The organism is Curvibacter sp. GW821-FHT09D12, from assembly GCF_059416245.1.
Window position 1 is genome coordinate 41,388 of record NZ_JBWKOU010000026.1, and the last position, 16,751, is coordinate 58,138.

The window sequence follows — 16,751 nt, forward strand, 5'->3', positions numbered from 1 at the left end:
TCAAGGATTCACCATGGCAAAGAACAAGGCCAGCGCCATCGAATCGGGCGCGGCAAGCACGAACACGTCTGTACCTTCCTCGGACGCCCCAGAAACGAACACGGCGGCCACCACTGCAGCCGCGACCAAGGCAGCCCCGAAGACTGCGCGCAAAGCACCTGCAGCGCCCTCACCCGCCCCGCGCGTGAAGGCGGCCAAGCCCCTGACCACGCAAGGCCCCGCCCTGCAGTTCACGGTCTTCACCTCCACCGAGCCCGAGCGCTTGACCAAGGTGCTGAGCCTCAACCGGGACGGCACCCTCAACAAGCAATCGTCGGCCGGCATGATGCGCGGCCTGGCTCAGCGCCTGCAGGCCCTGAACCTGGCCGAGCTGGCCCAGATCCTCGAAACGCTCACGCCTGACCAGGCTGTGAGCTGGGGCATCTGCCAGCAAGAGCAAGTCGCCATTGCGCCCGAGCGTGATGTGCAGGACGCGCAGGCTGGCCAGGCCGTGCTCACCGAGCCCGGCGCCCCGGCCGCCATCTCTCGCACCCGCCAGCACTTTGCCTACCCTCGCGGGCCGGGCGTGATGATGCTGGACCACGACGGCTGCCCAAACAGCGAACTCAGCGCCGACGAGCTGCGGCAACGCTTGATTGACGCCTGCCCGGCTCTCGCCACCGCGCCCATGCTCTGGCGCCCGAGCTGCTCGGCCGGGGTGCAGGCACCTGATGGCCGCGTGCTCTCAGGCCTGAACCGCCACCGCCTTTACATCCCGGTGCGTGACGCCTCACGCATCCCCGATGCGGGCAAGACCTTGTTTGCTCTTCTGTGGGCTGCTGGCCAGGGCTGGCACGAAGTCGGGCGAGCTGGCCAGGCCCTGGAGCGCAGCCTGGTGGATGCCACGGTGTGGCAGCCCGAGCGCCTGGACTTCTGCGCCCCACCCGTGCTGCTCGATGGGTTGAGCCGGCCGACCGCTGCACCGCAGATCCACGGTGACGGCAATGCCTTGTTTGACCTGGCGTTGATCGAGACCGACAGCGAGACCTTGAAGCGGGTGCAGGCCTTGAAGAAGGCCAAGCGCGAGGCCATTGCAAGCCAGTGCGCCGCCCAGCGCGAGCGCTGGGCCTCGGCCAAGGCGCCGGCCCTGGCGCAGCGCCGCGGCATCCCCTTGGAGAAGGCCCGCGATGTGCTGATTCGGGCCAGTGAGAAGCGTGTGCTCATGGGGCACTTCATGCTGACGGCGGCCGATGGCCAATCGGTGTCGGTGGGCGAGATCCTGGACTTGCCCGACCGCTGGCACAACGCCCAGTTCGCCGACCCGCTGGACCCGGACCAAGACCGGCGCGTGGCCGTGGTGAACCTCAAGAGCGGGCAGCGACCCTACCTGTACACGCACCGCCATGGTGGGGTGCGGTTTGAATTGATGCGACAGTCTGCCCGGGTGCAGGTGGGCCGAGGCATGCGTGTGGCCACCACCGACGCGGTGCTGTCGGTGCTCAAGTCCCGGGGCGAGCTGTTCGACTATGGCGAGGGGGCCATTGCCTACGTGAGCGAGGGCAAGGCCCGGCCTGTGTCGCCGGACTGGCTGACCGACCACATGGGCCGGGTGTGCGACTTCTACTCAGTGCGCAGGAGGAAGGATTCAGCGGGCGATGACGTGACGGACGAAGGCGCCGAAGACGCGCCGCTGGGTGTGGCCCGGGCCATCCTGGCCAAGCATGGGGAGCGAGGCTTCAAAAAGCTGGTGGCCGTGGTCACTGCGCCGACCCTGCGCGTGGACGGCACGATTCTGGACCGGCCAGGCCATGACGAGGGCTCGGGGCTGCTGTACTACTGCGAACACCCGAACCCGCCCAGGGTGCCGAGTTCACCGAGCCCCACGGACGCGCTCAACGCCTTGCGGTATCTCTGGCGCCCCTTTGCGCTGTTCCCGCTGGTGGACGATGTGAGCCGGGCCGTGGTGTTGCATGGCCTCTTGTCTGCAGCCCTGCGGGCCAGCCTGCCGACGACGCCAGGCATTGGCCTGGACGCCCCTGCAGCGGGCAGCGGCAAGACCTTGTTGGCGCGTTGCATTGGGGTGATGGCCATGGGCTCAGACCCTGCGGTGCTGCCCCCGGCCGACACCGACGAAGAGACGCGCAAGCGCTTGTTTGCGGTGCTGCGCGAAGGCCAGCGCGTGGTCTTGTGGGACAACGTGCGCGAGCCCCTGGGCTCTGCCTCGCTCGATGCCTTCTTGACCGCGCCCACCTTTGCAGACCGCATCCTGGGCAGCAGCGAGACGGTGACGCTGCCCAACCGGGCCTTGTTCATCGCCACGGGCAACAACCTGCGCATGACCTCGGACACCTGCAGGCGGGTGCTGACGGCCCGCATTGATGCGCAAAGCGAGAAGCCTTACACCCGGGATTTCTCATTCGACCCGGCCCAGATGATCGCGGCCGAGCGGCTGCAGTACGTGGTGGCAGCGCTCACCATCGTGCGGGCTTACATCACAGCCGGCCGGCCCAAGGCGGCCAAAGGGCGCACCGCGAGCTTTGAGCAGTGGGACGACCTGGTGCGGCAGCCGATTTGCTGGCTTGCCGGCCTGGTGGCGGCCGATGGCTCGGAGGATCTGCCCACGCTTGAAGATCCGATGGAGGCAGCGGCGCGGGCGTTTGAGCAAGACCCGGAGACGACGAAGCTCTCCGCGATGCTGGAGGCCTGGTATGGGACGTTTGGAAGCATGCAGACCACCGTCGCCATTGCCATCCGCAGGGCCGACACCGACGAACGCCTAGGCGTGGCCTTGGACGACATCGCGGGCCAGGCCGGCAAGGTCAACTCGCGGATCTTGGGGCGCTGGATCGAGCGCATGACGGGGCGCATCGTGGGCGGCAAGCTGTTCTCGCGGGTGGGCCTGCGGGCAGGTGCGCTGCATTGGGCCGTGAATCTGGCGCGGCCAACGACCGCCACAAACGCACCAAAGCCCACCAATCCCACCAACGAAGACCCAGAGCAGGACGAAGACAGCGAGCGCACCACCGCGCCTGCCGTGGTGGGTTTGGTGGGAATTGGGGGGTTTGCGGAGGCGAATCGACGCGCCATGAATCAGCCTTTGACCAATGAGCAGACCGGCAACGGCGCCGACGTGGAGTTGTTTTGATGCATCCGAGCACAACGATGACCACAGCAGCGAAGGCCCCGGCTTTGGTGGGTTTGGTGGCTTCTGGTGGGTTTGCGACGGCGAACCGGCGCGACAAGTTGAGCCGCATGCCTGGCCTTCCTCTGGTGGGTTTGGTGGGAATTGGGGGGTTATCGGCGGCGAATCGACGCGCCACGATTCAACCTTTGATGGCGGCTCAAGCCGGCACCCCCTCCTTTGCGGAGGTGTTCTGATGCCCCCGACCACAACAACGACCACGACATCAACGGCCCTGCCCTTGGTGGGTTTGGTGGCTTCTGGTGGGTTTGCGAAGGCGAACCGGCGCGACAAGTTGAGCCGCATGCCTGGCTTATCTCTGGTGGGATTGGTGGGAATTGGGGGGTTAGCGGAGGCGAATCGACGCGCCACGTGGAACACTTCGGACTCTCGCGGCCGTCAGGCCATGGTGGGTTTGGTGGGCTTTGGTGGGTGTTTGACCGTCAACGGCGAGCCCAACTTGTGGGAGATCGCCGCCCGGATCTCGCCTGAACCGTCCGCAGAAGAGCGCGCCGAGGCCCTTCTGAGCACCCTGCGCGAGCTGGGGATTTCGGTGGAGCTGGAAGCCTCGGGCGCCCTGCGTGTGACGCCGGCCAGCCTGCTCACCCAAGAGCTGCGCGACGCCATCAAGGCCAACCGTGACGCCCTGGCCGAGCTGCTCGATGCGGCCGGCCTGCGCGACGACCGCAGGCGCTGCAGTGAGTGCCGGCACTTCCGCCCCTATGGTGGTTGCGCCGAGGCCGCACGGGGCAACATGCCCGGCGTGAGCCCTCGCATGGTGCCCATGAAGGATGTGCTGCAGCGCTGCGACTGGTTCAAGGCCCATCGTGATTTCGGGGGGGACTACTGATGGCCCGCCTCACCCCTGCAGAGCGGCAGCGCCGCTACCGCGACAAGCGCCGCGCCCAGTTCAAGGCCGCGCTTGCTACTGTGGAGTATTACGAAGTTCGCGAGGCACTTTCACGCCAGGCGCCGGCCTCTGCCCCTGCTGCGGCATCGGTGGCCAGCTCGGCCCAGCAGCGCGAAGACGACAGCCTGCGCACTCGGCTGCAGACCGCTCAACGCCAGCTCACCGAGCAGGCCCGCAAGCACACCGCTGAACGCGCTGCAGAGCGCGCCCAACTGGAGGCCTTGGAACAACGCATGAAGGCCCTTCGCCAGGCCTTGCGCGCTGTTCTCGGGCGGCTCTCGCTGGCTCAACGACAGATGACCCGGGCGCACCTGCAGGAGACAGGCTTTATCGAGTGGCTCGATGCCGATTGAAAGCCCGCTGTTCTTGGCTGAGCTGGGCCTTGGCCCTGCTCTCCCGGTTCGCTGGATTGCGCTCAACGTCTTCTTTTCCTCAACTGCTTTTCAACCCATTTTTCTCACTGGATCTACCCATGTTTGCCAACGAATCTCAAGCCCGAATGGCCCTCACCGCTGCCAGCCAAAAGCTCGAAGAAGCCACCCGCGAATACGCTGCAGCTCGCCAGAAGCTCAACAACATCACGGGCGAATTTGCAGCCCAAGACACGAAGGTTTCGCTGCAGTACACGGCCGCCGACGGCAAGGCCCGGACGGCCCATTTCCATCTCACCGACTGCTGATCAGCTCGACCGCTTTTTTTCTCTTTCACCCGCTCTCACGTTCTCAATTTCTGGATACACCATGACCTCGATTCAAGACAAATTCGCCAAGGCCAAAGAAACCTACAAGGAAGCCCTCATTCGCCTGGCCATGGCCCGCCAGGCCTACGAAGCCGGCTCGGGCAAGGCCTATGCCGATCTGCTGCAGCGCTGCGAGGAACTGCGCTCGAAGATCACCGCCCATGAGCAGGCCGCCGCTGATTCACACGACCTCTTCCGCCGAGCCTTTGCGGCTGCGAACTACACCCAGACCAAAGAGGTGAAGAACGCCCTGTTCAACAAGAACGACGCGGCCACGATGGCCGAGGAATTGCGCCTGGCTCTGGCCGAGTGCGAGGCCAACACCTTCGAGCCCCAGGTGCAGGCCTCCAACGATGCCAAGAGCTACCTCATTGCGCACCGCGCCGCCTTCGAGGCCTATGCCCACCTGCAGGTCTATCAGGCCTTGGCCGAGATGGGTGAGCCCCTGGCCCGCGCGCTGGCCCTGGTACGCCATTGCGAGCTGCCCCGGCTGTTGACCATCACCGACGATCCAGAAGCCCGCCGCGAGGCCTTTGTGTGGGACTGCATCAAAGAGATGGCCACCGCCCACCCAGTGGCCGACGAGTTGCCTGCGATCGAGGCGCTGGGAGTCCTGGAGCTGGGGCCGTTTGCGAACCGCCAGTTCATGAGCCCGATGGAGATTCACAAGGCGCGGAACGCCCAGCAGGAGGCGGCTGAGACCTGAGTCTGGGACTGCGCCTGGCCAGGCGCCCCACAAAGCAATGGGGCGTGTCCTATGGAGGGCACGCCCTTTTTTGCGCCCCATTTAGTGGAAATGGGTAATATCTACACGCAAGCGTTTGACTGGCAAGACAAGAACGGAAAGCGTCTATGGCTGGATTTGGCATTTTTCGCATAGCACATACAGCGAATACAAACCACAACTCCTTACGGCACATTTCTTGACCCGATCTAGACCGCGAGAGTCAGCCATGGCAAACTCCCTATTAATTTCCCCATTAAATTAGGCTAATAAACATGACAACCCAAAATGGATTTACGCTTCACCTAGAAGGGAGTCCAGCTCCATTCTTTTTTAACAACCCAAATGTCCCGTACAGCATCGACGACAAGGCTAGTCATCCGCCAGCAATCACCTCTCGCAGACTCGAGGATCTTGGGACAAAGTTCTTCTTAATGAGCATGGCCTTCAAGCAAGCCATCAATAAACAGCAAGAAATCGAAAATAAATATGACGCAAAAACTAATTCCTTGCATGTTTCCGATGACTATTGGCATTTGGTAATGCTGATTAATTATTTCCTCTTCGAGGCAAGATCAACACTCGACATATTAGCGCTTGTGCTTAGAAATCTCTACCAAGAGAAGCTACCGACCAGCTTCAACAAAATTGAACCGGCCGGCAGACACGCCACAATCTTCCAAGAAGACAAGCACTTTCACCAAACATTAACTACAGCAAAGAGTGCTGCTTGGATGTCGCACCTCCTATCTTCTAGTCGTGGTCTTTCATCAATTCGAGATCGAGCCGCCCATAGCACGGTAGCCACGGTCTCCATTTATCCAGCCGACACACAAAAAGGGCTTGTTTTCAGCATTACCGCAGAAACCGATTTAACTCGCCATCGCCAAAGCAAAAGCCCACTCGAAGTGAGACAGACCTTAACCGAGATACAGCGCGGCATCGGAGAAATATTAAATGCATTCAAACTAAATTACTCTCAAATACGAATACGACAATTACACGGCATTCCGCAAGATGCGCCAGGAATATTCCAATAATTACAACACAAATTAGAAATTCAAATATTACAGAGATACCTTGCATTCCTGCCACAGCAAAAAAAACCACTCTTTCAGCTTTCACATAGCTGTTGTCGGTAACCACCATTCGCTGCGCTACTACTAACGCCGTTCACCATACACGTTATGCAACTTGAAGCGAATTCATTGATATTTCTAGGCCACTCATCGCCCGTCAACGTCTACGAACATCGCGCTTGAAGCCTGTTCCTGACACTTTACAACTGGCCAGCCTAAGCCGATCAAGGCCGAGCCAATCACCATGAACCGACGACGAGACGACCTGAACCTGTGACGTACCTCCCCCCAATGGGCGACCGCAGACTCTTTGAAAAATTTCGTCGAATCTCGTGATTTCATCGATCTCAAAAAACGGCTACCAGCTCGCGCCACATCTGGCGAGCACTAGGGCCGACAGCGCCGTCAAAAGGAGCCTAGAAAGCCCGGGGGCGGGGCGGGGTCTCGACAGCGCGCCAGGGGTACAGGTCATGCGGGATGAGGCAAGCATTCGCCCCCAAAGATCATTTGATGCACATCCCACAGACCTAATGAATAGACTTATGGGGCCAGGTGCCCACCAATAGCCATCCACCTTTGCGGGTGTCACGCCAAGTAGCAACCGCTTTGCAGAAAATTGTGAAGATTTACTTGAACCATGGGCTTCCACCTACTTAGTTCAACAAGCAATAGCCCAATTTCTGCTGCTTGGCCTCCAAATCTTTGTACATATTTGAGGCTTTTAGACTTGCCTCGGTGTATGCCAATCTAAATATCTTCGCCATATCGTGCTCAGATATTTGCCTGGACCCAATTACACATCGCAAACCAATTGCCAAAATCTTCAAGCAATCGTGGCCTTGCGCCATATTCCAACCCTCTGGAGTTGGACATTTATCTTGTATAAGCTGATCCAATACATCCCGACCGACGCCTGCAAGTTGCGAATAGCGATCAAAGAGCTCATCAACCTTAACCAACCAGGAATTAACCTCTATAAACTGACCGGGCGAGAGCTTGGAAAAATCAACACCGTGCCCTTCAAAGTCATTCAGATACCTTAACAAACCAAACATTGCAGCATTAACCTGCAATCGATCGACAACACGCACCCCCATCGCGGCCTCAAAACGACCTATCTTATCCGCATCTCCATACTCATAAATAATACTATCAAGCGCCTCGCTTGCGATCAGAGTGACGTCCAAGTCATTGCAATCAGTCACCGCAAGCACATCGGGATGATACCGATGTCCAAAATGGTAATCGAAGTCCGCGTCATATATTCCAACAATATAATCAGCACCCGAATTCTTCGCCTTATCAACAACCCCCAATAAATTTTTCTTACCCTCACACGCAACTATATTAACCCGCCCCCCATTCACTCTTCTTCGCCAAAATCTCTCGTCTCCCGGACCCTCCACAAGAAAATGAACCCCATCAAATGCCGCCCTCATCATCTGAATTTCAGCAAAAATTATCCCTGGATTTTTACTATTTAACATCGTGCCCACCAAATTTATCGCTCATCAACCGACGACAAAGAGACCAACAGGTCATCACGATCACCAACAATATATGGTGAATGGGTAGCCATCAATACATCAAACTGCGCAACCCGAATTATTTCAAGAATATCCCCCAAGAACCCCTTTTGCCAACTAACGTGCAGAGAAAGTTCAGGCTCATCCAGCAAAACCAAAGTATTTGGCCTGACTTTAAACAAAAGATCGTAGAGCAAAACAATCTCATGCTGCTCGCCAGATGAGAGCGCCGCAATAGGTATTTCTCCACCATCCGCCCCCAAAATAGCAAGACCCGCCTCACGAGAGACTTTCACCTTTTTATTGGTGAATTTTTTATTGAGCACCTCCAGCAGAACCTCTATTCTCTGGGCGACGTCAAACAATACCGACAACTTCTTCTTAGCATCTCCTGCAAATACGGAAATCACGGATATTTGCGCTGGCAACAGATTATCGAACTGAGAAATATTCAAAGGATACGCATTATTAACACTATCATCCCCATCTAAAAGGCCAATCCTCTTCAACCGATCACGCGATTGCTCCACCAGAGTCATTTGGGCCTTCAATTTCTCCAACGGCAACGGAACAGTAGCATCCTGAATTAGTCTTTGAGGAAAAGTCTGATCCAATCTCTGAGATTCTTTTGCATAATTAGCCAATGCAGTTTCAAGTCTCTTCTTCAAATCTTCCGAATACTCTTGAACTGTTGCAGTCATCACCCTTTCCGGGCTTCTGTACCTCCACTCAGGAACAAAAGAAATCTTAATTAATCGCTGAGCCTCAATAAAATGAGTCTTTATTCGACTCCGCAACTCTTGCAAAGCCTTAGGCTCTTTCGAGTTGAGCTTTCCACGATAACGAGATGGAACCTCCGGCGAATGTCGACTGATTACTTCATCAGCACTCAGAATTTCGTCTGTTCTACTATCCAACCAGGAGTCCGCACCAACCTGAGAAACAAAGGGAAGCTCATCCGATATTTGACTAGCAATCTTCAATAAATTTGAATTTTCACTATCTATCAACACTTCCTCGGATTTATTTTCGTGCCGATACACCAACTTTATTAACCGGGCGCCCCTCTTATCCAGAAGCCCCTCGTTAATTAGATCGACACTCCTCCCTCCGCCAAAAACCACGTGAAAAGACGAAAATGGAGTATTAAAGAACTCATAATATCGACCATTAAGAACAGAATCCGTCAACCGCAGGAAAACGGTTTTTCCAACACCGTTCGGCCCGTGAATAATGGTGACATGATCATCCTTCAACTCGACCGAATGATTGTATAAACCAAAAAGGCCAACAACCCTCAAAGATTTCACCCGCACTAAGTCTTCAGTCATACATCCCCCTTCCAGGAACTTCAATTTCAAATCTACAAACAATAATAAAAATCCAAAAATCACACCTGCATTTGTACCAACCAATTTTCAACTACGCAGCTCATCCAAATAATCCGCCCAGACCGCCATCATTGAACCACGTTCGAGCAAAAATTCGGTTCGGTTGTATGCCCGACCAAGACTATCCTTCACCGAATGAGCCAACTGTGCCTCGATCACAGGCTCCGCGATCCCGAGACGTTCTGCAAGCATAGTTCGTGCGGTCGCTCGAAATCCGTGACCAGTTACTTCCTCCGCCGAAAAACCCATAGCTCGCAACGCGGCGTTAATAGCAGCGTCACTCATCGGCCGGTCATGGTGTCGCTCCCCGCGAAACACGTACGGACTCGCACCGGTCAACCCATGCAACTCTCGCAATGCCGCCACGACTTGCTTTGCCAGCGGTACGACATGGGGTTTGCCAAATAACTTGCCGACTTTCTCCCGCTTCATCCTCTCAGCCGGCACCGTCCACACACCCTTTTCTAGATCGAATTCCGCCCAGGTCGCATTACGCAGCTCACCAGGCCTCAGCAGCACCCGTGGCAGCAAATAGAGGGCCGTCCGGACTACATACGTGCCCTTGTAAGAGTCAATCGCACGGAGCAATTGGCCAAGGCGAGCGGGGTCTGTGATGGCCGGGAAGTGCTTCACCATGGGCTTGCGCAAGGCATCTTTAAGGTCGCGTGCCGGGTTGCTTTGAATGCGGCCCGTGGCCACGCCGTATCGGAAGACTTGGCTGCAGTTCTCAAGTGCTCGATGCGCTGTCTCGACCACACCACGCGATTCAATGCGGCGCAGCACGGCAAGGAGCTGGGGCGGCTTGATCGACTCGATGGGTTCAGCACCGACCCAGGGGAACACGTCCACCTCAAGGCGCCGCATGATCTTGTCGCCGTAGCTTGGCGCCCATTCCTCACGGCGCGTTGCAAACCACTCGCGGGCGACATGCTCGAAGCTATCTTCGGCGGGTAGGCCGGCGTCGGCCCGTTCGGTGGCGGCCACCTGTACGGCCAAGCGGGCCTTGTCCGCCTTGCGCTGCTCACTGGGATCGAGCCCCTCCGCCAGCATGGCGCGGGCTGCCTCGGCCTTTTCACGTGCCTGGCGAAGACCTGTCTCGGGGTAGGTGCCCAGGGAGATCCGCTTTTCTTTGCCTGCGATGCGGTACTTCAACCGCCACCAGCGCCCACCCGCTGGCGAGATCTCAAGGTACATGCCTTTGCCGTCGGCGAGCTTTTGAGGTTTGGGGCCGGGCTGAGCCTTGCGTATGGCTGTGTCTGTCAGAGGCATTGGGGGCAACTTTTATGGGGGTTGCCCCCAACTCTAGCAGTTGCCCCCAAACTTGCCCCCAAAAATCACCGGCTTGGTGCGGATGAGTACGGACGACTCTGGAATGAAAAAAGCCCTAAGTAGTTGATTTACTTAGGGCTTTTTGGTGTTTGCGGACGTCTATGGACGACTACAAACTGTGTACTGGTGGCCTGGGACGGAATCGAACCATCGACACGCGGATTTTCAATCCGCTGCTCTACCAACTGAGCTACCGGGCCTGCTGAGAAATAAATTATAGCAAGCTTTTTTGAGGCAAAAACGAAAAACCCTCAAATTGCATTTTTTTTGCTGCGCGACAGGTCGACGCCGAGCTGGCGCAACTTGCGGTACAGGTGGGTGCGCTCAAGCCCGGTCTTTTCGGCGACGCGGGTCATGGAGCCGTTTTCTTGCAGCAAGTGGAATTCGAAATAGGCTTTCTCGAAGCCATCGCGCGCTTCGCGCAGGGGCTTGTCCAGATCAAACAACTGCTGGGCCTGGGTCTGCACTTCGACCATCAGGGTGACGGGGTGGGCCTGGGCTTCGATTCTGGGTTCGGGCGCGTTGACGACCGGGACTGCGGTCTTGCGCAACTGGTTGCGGGCCAGGCCCTGCTCCACCGCCTTCAGCAGCTTTTGCAAGGTGATGGGCTTTTCGAGAAAGGAGAAAGCCCCGATGCGGGTGGCCTCGACGGCGGTGTCGATGGTGGCGTGGCCGCTCATCATGATCACGGGCATGGACAACAGGCCTCCGGCCGCCCACTCCTTGAGGAGGCTGACGCCGTCGGTGTCTGGCATCCAGATGTCGAGCAGGACCAGGTCGAACTCATCGCGCTGCCGTGCGTTGCGGGCTTGCGAAGCGTTTTCGGCAAGTTCGACGTTGTGGCCCTCATCGTTGAGGATTTCGGACAGCAGATCCCGGATGCCCAGTTCGTCGTCGACCACCAGTATGTTTGCCATGATTGAAAGAAAGCGGTTCCAGGGAAGATGTTGCGTCAGGCAGCGGATGCCGGCGCAGTGGCGAATGATAGCGACACTTGAGCCCCGGCGATGTTGTCGCCGCTCATGTGATTGGAGAGATCGATCCGTGCGCCATGCTCGTCTGCGATTTTCTTGACCACTGCAAGTCCCAGGCCAGTGCCTTTGGACTTGGTGGTGACATAGGGCTCGAAGGCCCGCTTGAGGATGTAGTCAGGAAAGCCGGTGCCATGATCGCGCACCAGCAAGCGCACCCGGCGCGAGCTTTCGCCCCAACGGGTGCGGATCTCAACCGGCTGTCGGTCCGCGACGGGCACGCCCTCGGTAGCGTCCTGCGCATTCTGCAACAGGTTGTGGATGACCTGGCGCAGCTGCTGGGCGTCACCCAACACAGGCAGGCAGCGCGGATCGAGTTCGGCACGCACGGGCACGGAGGCATTCTCAGGGCCATACAGGTGCAGGATGTCCTGCACCAGGGCATTGAGGTCCAGGGGCTTGAGCTCGGCGGCGGGCAAGCGGGCGTAGTCGCGGAACTCGTTGACCAGGCGCTTCATGCCGTCCACCTGGTCCACGATGGTCTTGACGGATTTGGTGAGCACGGCCTGCTCGGGCGCGGCCAGCTTGCCGTTGAGCTTCATTTCGAGGCGTTCTGCCGACAGCTGGATGGGGGTCAGCGGGTTCTTGATTTCATGGGCCAGGCGGCGCGCCACCTCGCCCCAGGCCTGGGCACGCTGGGCCGAAACGATTTCAGAGATGTCGTCAAACACCAGCAAACGAGCCGACCCGGGCATCTCAGCCCCCCGGGCCACCAAGGTGATCATGCCGGCAGCAGCACCGTTTTGCCCGTCGGGCAGTTCAAAGGATTGCTGCCAGTGGTCCAGCCCGTGCTGCTGGGCGTTTTCGCCCAGAAAAGCGTCGAACTGACTCTGCACACGCAGGGCAAAATTTTCCAGGCTGGGCACGGCGGCCAGCGGGCGACCTTCGTAGGCAGCGAGTGGCACTTTGAGAATGCGGGTCGCGCCTGGGTTGGAAGACTGGATCTGCCCTTGTGCGTCCAGCACGATCACCCCAGCCGTGAGGTTGTCCAGGATGGTCTGCAGATTGGCCCGGGCGGTGCTGACCTGACGCATGCTTTTTTCAACCGTGGCACGGGCATCGGCCAATTGCTGGGTCATGTCGGCAAACGAACGGGTAAGCCCGCCCAGCTCGTCGCGGCCTTGCAACACGGCCTTGGGGCTGAGATTGCCGGCCGCCACTTCGCGCACGCCTTCGGCCAACACCAGCAGGGGTCGGGCCAGTTGGTTGCCCAGCAGCACGGCGAGCAGCACGGCACCAAACACCGCCAGAAACAAGCTCAGCGTGAGGGTGCCGATGTACATGCGGCGCAGGCCCGATCGGGCCAGGGCACGCTCCTGGTACTCGCGGTAGGCCTCTTGGACGGCCAGTGCATTGGCCACCAAGGTCGGCGGCAAGGGCACGGAGACCTGCAGAAAGCGCGATTCGGACAACAGACCCAGGCTGGAGGAGTTGACCAGCGCCATGGCGCGGATGCGGGCATTGTTGATGGCGGCATCGTTGGCTGGGTCGTCCAGGCCTTCGATCTGGGCCACGGCGCGCTGCTTGCGCACGTTGCGGATGTTCTGCACCGAGGGGCGCTCGGGGTTGAGCTGGAAGCGCGACTGCCCCACGCTGGCCACCAGTTGCCCCGAGGCGCTCCAGAGCACCACGTCGCTGGCCCCCAACTGGTCCCGGATCTTCTCCAGCACCAGACCGGCGGTGGCATCGGGAACATCGGTGAGCTGGGAACCCGCGGCCCGGGTCTTGTTGGCCAGATCGTTGGACAGGGTGTCGAGCGTGGCACGCCCCAGGCTCACGCCGGCATCCAGCGCGCCTTCGACTTTGACATCAAACCAGCTTTCGATCGAACGCGATACGAACTGGTAGGACACGACATAGATCAGCACGCCAGGCACAAAGCCCACCAGGGCAAAGATGGCAGCCAGCTTGACCAGCAGCCGGCTGCCGAAGCGCCCGCGCCGCAGCCGCTGATACAGGCGCAGGGCGATCCACAGGATGGCGGACAGCAAGGCGCCCGCCACGATGAGGTTGATCACGAACAGGCGCAGGTAGTTGCGCTCGTACAGAGCCCGGTTGTTGGTCGCCTGGGTGAGCAGGAACAGCAGCAGGATGCCGATGATGACCATCATGGCAATGCCGATGCCGACGGTCCAACGGGCGGTGCGGGTACTGAACAGGGAGTGTCTGTCGAGGCCCGGCCTGGGCACGGTGCTCATTTGGCGGGCTCCGTCAGCAGGCGCTGGTGGCGGCTGGTGGCCAGGTTCCAGTCGGTCCGACCGGTCACGCCCAGCTGAAAGGGGCGGGGCAGTTGCGAGACATCGAGGCGGAAATGAAAGTCGACGCTGTGGCGAGCATCGTTGTCGAGGGCGGCCGCATCGGCGATGCGCCAACGGGAAATGCGTTGAACAGCGCCAAGCGCCTCGTCCAGGTCTTCGAAGCTCTGGCCCAGGCTCACCCCCAGGCCAGAATTGGAAATCGGGGTGGGCGCCACCAACAGGCGCCAACGGCGCGTCAGGGGCTGGTAGGCCAGGCGCATGTACCGGGCCACGCCGACGACGCGCTGGTCATACCAGTACCAGCGATCCCGCAGCACTTCGGCCTCGGCCACGAAGTACAGCGGGATGCCTTTGGCCGCCGCATCGGCGACCAACTGGGGCAGGTCAAAACGCACGTTGGCCGACAGGAAAAGCCCCTCTTCGGTGCGGTCCAGCCGCATTTGGGCGACTTCGATCTCGGGCGTGTCGGCCCAAGCCGGCCGAATGCACCAAAAAAAGGCAGCCAGCAGCCATCCCGCGAGAAAGACGATCCGGTCAATCTGCGCGTTTTTCGAGCAAGGCGTAGAAAAATCCGTCGTGGTCACGGAGCCCATTGTCCCGGACGGGATCCCCCTTACGCGCCGTGCGGGGAATTAAATGCCCGGGCGATGGGCTTAAAGCGGCGTCGGTGTTGTGTGCAAGAAACGTTTGAATCTGCAATTCGCCCTCGGCGCGGAAGACGGAGCAGGTGCAATAAAGCAGGCGGCCACCGGGGCGAACCAGCGGCCACAGCAAGGACAACAAGGCGGCCTGGATGATGGCGAGTTGGCCGATGTCGCTTTCGCGGCGCAGCCAACGCACATCGGGATGACGTCGCACAATGCCCGATGCGGTGCAAGGCGCGTCCAGCAAGATGCCGTCATATGGCAGTTTCTGGCCGTTTTCCGGCCACCAGAGTTCAGGATCGCGTGCATCAGCGGCGACCACGCGGGCATGCAGGCCCAGGCGCGACAGGTTCTGGTGGATGCGCTCACAGCGACGGGCGTCGATGTCCAGGGCCGTGACGTCACAGTCGGCCAGCTCGAGCAGGTGCGCCGTCTTGCCGCCTGGGGCGGCACAGGCATCCAGCAGACGCAGGCGCTGCCCCGCGTGAGCGGGTGCCAAGCCGTCCAGCAGCAAGGGAGCCGCCAGTTGGGCCCCGGCATCCTGCACCGACACATCACCCGCATCGAAACCGGGCACCTCGGTCACAGGGCGGGCCTGCTCCAGCATGACAGCGGGGCCGCCCAGGGCCTCGGCCGCAATGCCTGCGGTGGCCAGGCGCTGCAGGTAGGCCGACACAGTGGTATGCCGCTGGTTGACGCGCAAGGTCATGGGCGCCTGGGTGGCATTGGTGCGCAGGATCTCCTGCCAGTGACGGGGGTGATCCTGACGCAGGCGGTCGATCCACCATCGTGGATGGTTCCATTGCGCCATCGGTTCGCGGGCTGTGGCCTCGACCAAGGCATCGCGCTCACGCAGGAATCGGCGCAGGCAGGCATTGATGAAGGACGATTGGGGCCGAATGGCCGGCAGGCGCTTGGCCGCCTCGACGGCCTGATCGACCAGCGTGAACATTTCGTAGGGGGCGTCCTGCTCGCGCCAGCCCAAGGCCAGCGCCGTGCACAACAGGGCATCGGCCAGCGCCGGGGGGTTTCGCGGGGCGAGCTTGCGTCGCAAGGCTTCAGCCTGGCCCAGCCAGCGCAGCACATGGAACAGCAGCGCCTGCACGCCCGGACGCAACTCGGCTGGCACCGCCTCGATGGCCGTGGTGGCCGAGGCGCCTGAGCGAACCTCGGCCAAGGCCACGGCGACGGCCTGCAGCTGCTGCCACAGAGGGACGGAGCCGCTGTAGTCGCCCGACTTCAGGCTGGCATTCAAATCAATTTTTTTGTAGTTGCTTGTCATAAAGACCGTGCTGCCCTGTAGGCAAAAACCCAGGCCAGCAATATCGCCGGAAACTGGCGGATGGCTTGGTTGTACCGTTGCACCGCTTCGTTGAAAACATCCACGGCGGCCTGATCCTGAAGCAGCATCTGTTCCCAGTGGGCACTCAGCACCTGGGGCAGGCGCGGCACGCCAGCGTCGTCATCGGCCAGCACCTGTCGGATCGCCATGCGAAAGACGGTCCAGGCGGATGACAGTGAGCCCAGCGGCTCAGAGTTCAGGGGACCGAGCTTGGCCGCCTGCAGGCAGGCGCGAAACTGGGCCACGGCGGGCTGGAGGATGTGCAAATCGGGCCGCCCCTGTTCGGCGGCGTCGGCGGCCGCTGCGGGGGCCGGCGCATCTTGGGGGCTGTGCAGCCATTGCACTTCGATCCATGCCAGGTGCTTGAGCCACTGCGACTCAAGCAAACTGAATGCCTGAACGGCGGCCACACGCAGGCGCACCAGGCGGTTGTAGGCACCGACGGCCCAGAACAGGAGCACGGCAACCGTGATCCAGACCCCGATCGGCAGGTCAAGCAACCCTTCCAAGGACATGGCAGGCTCCACGCATTCCAAAGGCTAGTGTCAGATGAAAAACGCCCCAGTCCCATCGTTGAATGGGGCTGGGGCGCTGATCGCTCACGCGTCAAAGAGCGTG

14 protein-coding genes and 1 tRNA gene are annotated in these 16,751 nt (G+C 59.9%); 6 read left to right on the plus strand and 9 right to left on the minus strand.

The window, feature by feature from the left end:
- Window positions 1-13: 13 nt before the first annotated feature.
- The 6 genes from AC07PT_RS26220 to AC07PT_RS26245 all read left to right on the plus strand — a co-directional run bounded on the left by AC07PT_RS26220 (window position 14) and on the right by AC07PT_RS26245 (window position 6,573).
- Window positions 14-3,124: a P-loop NTPase family protein gene (locus AC07PT_RS26220; protein ID WP_494658660.1), complete on the plus strand. Its 3,111-nt coding sequence runs from the start codon at window positions 14-16 to the stop codon at window positions 3,122-3,124.
- A gap of 442 nt (window positions 3,125-3,566) precedes the next feature.
- Entirely contained in the window at window positions 3,567-4,010 is a 444-nt protein-coding gene (locus AC07PT_RS26225; protein ID WP_494658661.1) for a hypothetical protein, read from the plus strand.
- A complete protein-coding gene (locus AC07PT_RS26230) occupies window positions 4,010-4,423 on the plus strand; it encodes a hypothetical protein (protein ID WP_494658662.1) in 414 nt (137 codons plus the stop codon). Before AC07PT_RS26225 ends, AC07PT_RS26230 begins: the two co-directional genes overlap by 1 nt.
- Before the next feature lie 29 nt (window positions 4,424-4,452).
- Entirely contained in the window at window positions 4,453-4,749 is a 297-nt protein-coding gene (locus AC07PT_RS26235) for a hypothetical protein (RefSeq protein WP_494658663.1), read from the plus strand.
- Window positions 4,750-4,810: 61 nt separating this feature from the next.
- Window positions 4,811-5,515, plus strand: a complete 705-nt coding sequence (locus AC07PT_RS26240; RefSeq protein WP_494658664.1) for a hypothetical protein — start codon at window positions 4,811-4,813, stop codon at window positions 5,513-5,515.
- A gap of 293 nt (window positions 5,516-5,808) precedes the next feature.
- Window positions 5,809-6,573, plus strand: a complete 765-nt coding sequence (locus AC07PT_RS26245) for a hypothetical protein (RefSeq protein ID WP_494658665.1) — start codon at window positions 5,809-5,811, stop codon at window positions 6,571-6,573.
- Between the two features lie 692 nt (window positions 6,574-7,265).
- Here AC07PT_RS26245 and AC07PT_RS26250 read toward each other — a convergent pair.
- The 9 genes from AC07PT_RS26250 to AC07PT_RS26290 all read right to left on the minus strand — a co-directional run bounded on the left by AC07PT_RS26250 (window position 7,266) and on the right by AC07PT_RS26290 (window position 16,648).
- On the minus strand, window positions 7,266-8,099 hold the full coding sequence (locus AC07PT_RS26250) for a DUF4435 domain-containing protein (protein WP_494658670.1): 834 nt from the start codon (window positions 8,097-8,099) through the stop codon (window positions 7,266-7,268).
- A gap of 14 nt (window positions 8,100-8,113) precedes the next feature.
- Window positions 8,114-9,469, minus strand: a complete 1,356-nt coding sequence (locus tag AC07PT_RS26255; protein WP_494658666.1) for an AAA family ATPase — start codon at window positions 9,467-9,469, stop codon at window positions 8,114-8,116.
- Window positions 9,470-9,556: 87 nt separating this feature from the next.
- On the minus strand, window positions 9,557-10,798 hold the full coding sequence (locus tag AC07PT_RS26260) for a tyrosine-type recombinase/integrase (RefSeq protein ID WP_494658667.1): 1,242 nt from the start codon (window positions 10,796-10,798) through the stop codon (window positions 9,557-9,559).
- A 184-nt stretch (window positions 10,799-10,982) separates the two neighbouring features.
- Window positions 10,983-11,058: transfer RNA gene (locus tag AC07PT_RS26265), tRNA-Phe, on the minus strand.
- A gap of 51 nt (window positions 11,059-11,109) precedes the next feature.
- Window positions 11,110-11,775 carry a response regulator gene (locus AC07PT_RS26270; protein ID WP_492350720.1) on the minus strand — a complete coding sequence of 222 codons (666 nt, stop codon included), beginning with the start codon at window positions 11,773-11,775 and terminating at the stop codon, window positions 11,110-11,112.
- 35 nt (window positions 11,776-11,810) lie between these two features.
- Window positions 11,811-14,087: a sensor histidine kinase gene (locus AC07PT_RS26275; protein ID WP_494658668.1), complete on the minus strand. Its 2,277-nt coding sequence runs from the start codon at window positions 14,085-14,087 to the stop codon at window positions 11,811-11,813.
- Window positions 14,084-14,587 (minus strand): DUF4390 domain-containing protein, encoded by a 504-nt coding sequence (locus AC07PT_RS26280; protein ID WP_494658669.1) that lies wholly within the window; start codon window positions 14,585-14,587, stop codon window positions 14,084-14,086. Before AC07PT_RS26280 ends, AC07PT_RS26275 begins: the two co-directional genes overlap by 4 nt.
- 94 nt (window positions 14,588-14,681) lie before the next feature.
- The gene (gene rsmB / locus AC07PT_RS26285) at window positions 14,682-16,073 is read right to left on the minus strand and encodes a 16S rRNA (cytosine(967)-C(5))-methyltransferase RsmB (RefSeq protein ID WP_492350717.1); all 1,392 of its coding nucleotides are present in this window, start codon (window positions 16,071-16,073) and stop codon (window positions 14,682-14,684) included.
- Window positions 16,070-16,648: a LemA family protein gene (locus tag AC07PT_RS26290; protein WP_492350716.1), complete on the minus strand. Its 579-nt coding sequence runs from the start codon at window positions 16,646-16,648 to the stop codon at window positions 16,070-16,072. Before AC07PT_RS26290 ends, rsmB begins: the two co-directional genes overlap by 4 nt.
- Window positions 16,649-16,751: the final 103 nt, after the last annotated feature.

Excerpts from the sequence above, each read along its gene's own strand:
- AC07PT_RS26220 (WP_494658660.1), top strand. The coding sequence starts at position 14 with ATGGCAAAGAACAAGGCCAGCGCCATCGAATCGGGCGCGGCAAGCACG.
- AC07PT_RS26225 (WP_494658661.1), top strand. The coding sequence starts at position 3,567 with ATGGTGGGTTTGGTGGGCTTTGGTGGGTGTTTGACCGTCAACGGCGAG.
- AC07PT_RS26230 (WP_494658662.1), top strand. The coding sequence starts at position 4,010 with ATGGCCCGCCTCACCCCTGCAGAGCGGCAGCGCCGCTACCGCGACAAG.
- AC07PT_RS26240 (WP_494658664.1), top strand. The coding sequence starts at position 4,811 with ATGACCTCGATTCAAGACAAATTCGCCAAGGCCAAAGAAACCTACAAG.
- AC07PT_RS26245 (WP_494658665.1), top strand. The coding sequence starts at position 5,809 with ATGACAACCCAAAATGGATTTACGCTTCACCTAGAAGGGAGTCCAGCT.
- AC07PT_RS26250 (WP_494658670.1), bottom strand. The coding sequence starts at position 8,099 with ATGTTAAATAGTAAAAATCCAGGGATAATTTTTGCTGAAATTCAGATG.
- AC07PT_RS26255 (WP_494658666.1), bottom strand. The coding sequence starts at position 9,469 with ATGACTGAAGACTTAGTGCGGGTGAAATCTTTGAGGGTTGTTGGCCTT.
- AC07PT_RS26260 (WP_494658667.1), bottom strand. The coding sequence starts at position 10,798 with ATGCCTCTGACAGACACAGCCATACGCAAGGCTCAGCCCGGCCCCAAA.
- AC07PT_RS26270 (WP_492350720.1), bottom strand. The coding sequence starts at position 11,775 with ATGGCAAACATACTGGTGGTCGACGACGAACTGGGCATCCGGGATCTG.
- AC07PT_RS26275 (WP_494658668.1), bottom strand. The coding sequence starts at position 14,087 with ATGAGCACCGTGCCCAGGCCGGGCCTCGACAGACACTCCCTGTTCAGT.
- AC07PT_RS26280 (WP_494658669.1), bottom strand. The coding sequence starts at position 14,587 with ATGCGGCTGGACCGCACCGAAGAGGGGCTTTTCCTGTCGGCCAACGTG.
- rsmB (WP_492350717.1), bottom strand. The coding sequence starts at position 16,073 with ATGACAAGCAACTACAAAAAAATTGATTTGAATGCCAGCCTGAAGTCG.
- AC07PT_RS26290 (WP_492350716.1), bottom strand. The coding sequence starts at position 16,648 with ATGTCCTTGGAAGGGTTGCTTGACCTGCCGATCGGGGTCTGGATCACG.